This window comes from Streptomyces sp. NPDC006134 (genome assembly GCF_040628835.1).
GTDB lineage: Bacteria > Actinomycetota > Actinomycetes > Streptomycetales > Streptomycetaceae > Streptomyces.
Genome location: NZ_JBEXTV010000013.1, coordinates 1 through 2,283 on the forward strand (window position 1 = coordinate 1; position 2,283 = coordinate 2,283).

The window sequence follows — 2,283 nt, forward strand, 5'->3', positions numbered from 1 at the left end:
CACGGCGGGACGGCCGGCGGCCCGGCGGGGCGACCGGCGGGCACGGCGGGACGGCCGGCGGCCCGGCGGGACGGCCGGCGGGCACGGCGGGACGGCCGGCGGCCCGGCGGGGCGACCGGCGGGCACGGCGGGACGGCCGGCGGCCCGGCGGGGCGACCGGCGGGCACGGCGGGACGGACGCCCCGGCGCCGCAGCGGCGGTGGGGCGCGGTGGCCTCAGGCGGGTCCGGCAGGACTGGCGGGTCCGGCAGGACCGGCAGGACCGGCGGGTCCGGAACGCTGCCGGGCCTCGTCCGCGAGGGTGTGGCCGGAGCCGCGTGCCTGCTCGGCGACCTGGCCGCTCTGGTCACGCGCCTCGTCCTGGGTGGTGCGCGCGGCCTGCGCCGCGGTGTCCTTCACCTCCGCGGCCGCGCTCTGCGTCACCTCCTTGGCGCCTTCCTTCAGGTGCTGCGCGGACTCGGCGGCGGCCTGCTTCACCGGCTTCAGTGCCTCGCCGCTCTGCTCCATCAGCGCGGACACCTTCTCCTGCTCCGTCCGGGTGGCGGGCAGCAGCGAGGACGCCAGCAGACCGACGCCGAAGGCGACCAGGCCGGCGGCCAGCGGGCTGCCCTGGGTCTGTCGGCGGACCTGCTCGGGCGCCTGCTGTACGGCCTGGCCCGCCTGGCCGGCCATCTCGCGCGCCGTGTCGGCCGCCGTACCGGCCGCCTCGCGTGCCGTGCCGGCCGCCTGGCCGGTGCCCTCCTGCAGCGAACCGGCCGCCGATTGCGTCGTGCCCGTCACACTGTGCGCGGCGTGCGTCGCGGTGCCCATGACCCGGTCACGGACGCCCGACACCGCGCCGCGCATCCGCTCCGCCCGGCGCCGGGCCATGCGCCGGGGACTGGTCCGGTCGGCGAGCCGGTCGACGTCCGTGGACAGCCGGCCGCGGGTGGCCTCGATCTCGGCCCTCATCTGGTCGGCCCTCATCGGGTCGGGTGACGTGCCCATTCCGCGTTCTCCTTCAAGGTAGCGACGGTTCGCTCGGGCTTCGGGGAGACCGTCCGCATCCGTGCGCGGCCCTTCTGGTAGAGCACGGCCGCGACGATCGCCCACACCGCGGTGACGATCAGGGCGGCCCAGCCTCCGTCCATGACGTTGGCCAGGCCGAGTACGGCGGCCAGGGACAGGAACAGCAGGACCATGTAGCCGGCGAAGCCGGCGCCGCCGTACATCCCGGCGGCCTTGCCCGCCCTGGCCGCTTCCTCCCTGATCTCGGTCTTGGCCAGCTCGACCTCCTGCCGGAAGAGGGTCTGGAGGTCCGAGGTCACCGCGGACAGCAGCCGGCCGACGGACTGGTCCTGCCCGGGCGGTTCGGCCGCCCCGGGCTCGGGGGGAATCGAAGTCACCTCAGACCTCCGGATACGGATGGCCCGGCGTACCGGTCGGCGGCGTGCCCGGGGCCGGTGGCGTGCCCGGGGCCGGCGGCAGGCCAGTCGGCGGGGGCGGGGGCGGGGGCGGGGTCGTGCGCGTAGGGGCCACGGGCGGCGGTCCGGGGGGAGCCGTCGCGGCCGGTGCCCCCCAGGCGCTCCGGTCCGCCGCTCCGGCGGTCTGCTCCCGTCCGGCGTCCTCGGGACGGGAAGCGCCCCCCGCCGCCTTCGCCAGGCGCCCGACGGCCACTCCGGCCAGCAGCGCGCCGCCCAGGAAGGCGCCGGGGCGCCGGCGGGCGAAGCCCCTCAGATCGGAGACCAGCCCCTCGGCCCCCTGCCGGTCCAGGTAGTCGGCGGCCCGGTGCCCCTTGTCGGCCGCCTGGGCCACCAGTCCACGGGCGGGCGAGTCGCTCTCGGCGCGCTCGGCCAGCCCGGAGAGGTCGTCCGCCCACTGCCGCAGCGCCTCGGCCGCACGCCTGGCCTGCTCCTCGGCCTCGTTCATCGCGCGGCTTCGCAGGTCGCCGACGGCGGTGCCGGCCTGCCGGCGCGTCTCGCCCATCACGGTACGGGCCTGCTCTCCAGCGGTGCCCGCCACCTGGGACGCGGCCTGCCTGGCCTGACCGGCCGTCGCGGAGGTCTCTGCCTTGACCTTTTCTCCGGTCCCCCCGGCACCGGTCTGTACGGGATCACTCATCGGCGGTTTCTCCTCATCGGATGTCCTGCGTACCGGTCACGTGTCCCGGACGGTGCGCGGCCCTGAAGACCGGGCACCGAGTGGCTCGCATGTCTGTTTTCTCCAGAGTCGCCCCATATAGGCATCCGACACTTGTTGAGTCTTGCGTGAACTTCCGGATCGCGGCGGGACGGCCCGGCGAACC

The 2,283-nt window shown here is 76.7% G+C and carries 3 protein-coding genes; all 3 read right to left on the reverse strand.

The features are described 5' to 3' along the window. Positions 1–215: 215 nt before the first annotated feature. The 3 genes from ABZ340_RS10890 to ABZ340_RS10900 are packed head-to-tail and all read right to left on the reverse strand — an operon-like array spanning position 216 to position 2,099. The gene (locus ABZ340_RS10890; protein WP_358781437.1) at positions 216–986 is read right to left on the reverse strand and encodes a DUF3618 domain-containing protein; all 771 of its coding nucleotides are present in this window, start codon (positions 984–986) and stop codon (positions 216–218) included. Then, on the reverse strand, positions 962–1,384 hold the full coding sequence (locus ABZ340_RS10895; protein ID WP_358781438.1) for a phage holin family protein: 423 nt from the start codon (positions 1,382–1,384) through the stop codon (positions 962–964). Before ABZ340_RS10895 ends, ABZ340_RS10890 begins: the two co-directional genes overlap by 25 nt. A gap of 1 nt (position 1,385) precedes the next feature. Further along, entirely contained in the window at positions 1,386–2,099 is a 714-nt protein-coding gene (locus ABZ340_RS10900; protein ID WP_358781439.1) for a hypothetical protein, read from the reverse strand. Positions 2,100–2,283 lie beyond the last annotated feature (184 nt).

Coding starts and splice junctions, on each gene's coding strand:
- ABZ340_RS10890 (WP_358781437.1), bottom strand. CDS start 986: ATGGGCACGTCACCCGACCCGATGAGGGCCGACCAGATGAGGGCCGAG.
- ABZ340_RS10900 (WP_358781439.1), bottom strand. CDS start 2,099: ATGAGTGATCCCGTACAGACCGGTGCCGGGGGGACCGGAGAAAAGGTC.